Annotated in this window: 3 protein-coding genes; all 3 read right to left on the bottom strand. The window is 32.4% G+C overall.

The window, feature by feature from the left end; all coding sequences use genetic code 11:
• Positions 1–56 precede the first annotated feature (56 nt).
• Positions 57–1,457 (bottom strand): leucine-rich repeat domain-containing protein, encoded by a 1,401-nt coding sequence (locus tag EG849_RS15305; protein ID WP_125014285.1) that lies wholly within the window; start codon positions 1,455–1,457, stop codon positions 57–59.
• A 145-nt stretch (positions 1,458–1,602) separates the two neighbouring features.
• Positions 1,603–2,139 carry a DUF2199 domain-containing protein gene (locus EG849_RS15300; RefSeq protein WP_125014283.1) on the bottom strand — a complete coding sequence of 179 codons (537 nt, stop codon included), beginning with the start codon at positions 2,137–2,139 and terminating at the stop codon, positions 1,603–1,605.
• A gap of 2 nt (positions 2,140–2,141) precedes the next feature.
• Complete coding sequence (locus tag EG849_RS15780; protein WP_125014281.1) at positions 2,142–2,453, bottom strand: hypothetical protein; 312 nt, start codon at positions 2,451–2,453, stop codon at positions 2,142–2,144.
• Positions 2,454–2,491: the final 38 nt, after the last annotated feature.

Here is a 2,491-nt window from a genome sequence, read left to right as displayed (position 1 = left end):
GCTCGGTGGTGTGAGAGGCGCACTCCGTTCCGTTTGGGGCGGAGCCGTCTACTCGATTATAGGGCGTTTTTCTTTTCGCTTCTTGTCTGATAGTTGATTTCACAGTTCGGTAACCACTTTTTTAAATTGTCTTTGTCTGTTTGAGTTAAAAAGTCGTCATCAAGTCGTATTGATTTCAACTTAGTCAACTCTGCTATTTTAGGTGAAATACTTTTTATTGGGTTGTCCCAAATTTCAAGTTTTTCTAAATTTTTGAGGTCAGCAATATTGTCGGGTATGTTTTCAATTTGATTGTCAAAGATTAAAAGCTCTTTTAGGTTTCCAAGAAATCTTGTTTCATTTGAAATGCTCTTCACCTTGTTTGTATAAAGATATAGTGTTTCGAGCTTTTTAAGTCTGCTGTCTATAAATGACAAATCTGAAAACTGATTGCTATTAAGTGAAAGCCAATTCAGATTTGGTATAGTTTTAATCTGGTCTGGAAATTTTGTCAATCCATTTCTAGCAATGTCAAAATGTTCCAAACTGGCAAGTTGAGAAAGGTCGCAGTTGATTTCTTTAATTCCTGTTTCTGCAACAGAGATACTTTTTAATCTTTTCAGTCGTGAAAGGTTGCACGGAAATTCCTTGATAGGATTAACAGCTAAAATCAAGTCTTCAAGACTATTAATTTCAAAAATTTGTTCAGGAATTTCCTTTAAGTCGTTACCTGTCAATATTGCCTTGTAAATATTGAGCTTCCCAAGTCCGTCTGGTAAAGAAGTTAAATTTTTATTCTGAAGCCATAAATATTTTCCTTTATTGTCAGACCAAACAACTGAGTTTTCACTTTTATAAAAGCTACTCTTTTGGTTTGCAGCAATTTCGTTGCACAGAGATGTCATTATCTCCTTTACTGTTGAACTTTCTTTGTCAACTTGAAATATCCAACTTTTTATCTTACTATCACATACTATGCAATCTATTTCAAAATTTGGTTCCCAATTAATGTCTTGATATTCAACTTTTGAGTTATCAGAGTATGCAAAACGAATTGAATTTGGAATGTCTTCAACTTTGGTTGAAGTTATAATAATCCCGTCTGCGGGTATATTGATTGTTTTCTTCCAAAATTTTGTTTTTGGAAGTTCTGGATAACCTTCAATTCCGAAAATAATTCCTGCTTGTCCTTTAAAGTCTTTGGGGAAAATCAGGTAATTGTGTTCTTGCCATTTCATATAAGTCACGAAGGCAAGAATTAAATAAGCTGTCGCGAAAATGGATTGAGTTATCCAATATTTCTTTTTGGCTTTTAGTAGTTTGAGTGTTAAAAAGTCAATGAGGTAGATTAAAAGTCCGATACCAACTAAATAAATTCCGACAAAGAAAAAGTAGCTAAACGTCAAAACTCCTAACAGTCCGAATATTACTGTCAGAAGTCCAAGAATTTTTAATGGTGAGTTTGCTATTCGTTTCACTGTCGTCTTTTAAAATGCCCTATAACGTTCCGGCGCTTGGCGAGGTTGCGAACTTCGTGACCGATTATTTTCTGTTAAATATAAAATTTCTTGCGAGAAATAAACGTGAATTTACTACAAAATTCGCAATCTTGTCAAACGCCTGTTACCCGACGTTTTTTAACATTCTTTCTATTCGATTTTCTGCTTCTGTTTTTGAAATTCCTTTGTAATAGTCTCTAACAAATGGATGTTCAAAATCTTTGTGTGGGAAAATTTCAGGTCTTTCATTTCCACTTTTTGTCATAACATCGCAAGGAATTAAAGAAGTATTTCCATATTCAGCAACATTATTACATAGCCAACCAAAATATCCAGTTTCGTGATTAGGATTATTGAAATTCTCTTTATAATCTATATAACTTTTTTCACTAAGTGATACCCAAAGTCCATATTGCAGTGTTTCACAAGCTTCATTTACTTTTTGAGTAAGCGATACTCTTATAAATCGGTCAATTTGGTCTTCATAATGTATTTCACAAAAATCAGAGTCCAGTTTTCCAATTTTCGATTTTTCATTGTCAGAAAGATTATGGTAATTAGCGGGTGAATTAAAAGCTAATGCTGGCCATTCAATATGCATTTGACCACATTCTGAGCATTTATATTCTGTTGATTTGTTTTTCTTTCTATTCCAAAACATTATTAAATAGTTTTATTCATTGCTATTATCATCATTATACTAATGTACAAAAACGGAATTGCACTTAGAATTATCCATATAAGATTTTTTCTCAGTTCTGTTTTATATTTAGAAATCAAAAGAAAAGTATTAATAAAAGACCATAAAACTCCACCATAAAATACTAATAATGATAAAGGAGCTCCATATTGATAAATCCAAGTTCCTCTATAATATTCAATAAAATGTCTTATCAGCATTGCTGACAAACAAATTACAATTATTAGAATTCCGCTTTTTTTCTCCCAATTGATATTTCCTGTGTTGATTTTCAATGTTTATATGATTTTTGAGTCTGCTGTAAAATGACGGG

The organism is Flavobacterium macacae, assembly GCF_003865365.1.
GTDB classification, from domain to species: domain Bacteria; phylum Bacteroidota; class Bacteroidia; order Flavobacteriales; family Flavobacteriaceae; genus Flavobacterium; species Flavobacterium macacae.
The sequence above is the reverse complement of the archived record's forward strand: the minus strand, read 5'-3'. Positions and strand labels throughout refer to the sequence as shown.

Bases quoted from the DNA above. Each gene is read 5' to 3' on its own strand.
- EG849_RS15300 (WP_125014283.1), bottom strand. From the start codon at position 2,139: ATGTTTTGGAATAGAAAGAAAAACAAATCAACAGAATATAAATGCTCA.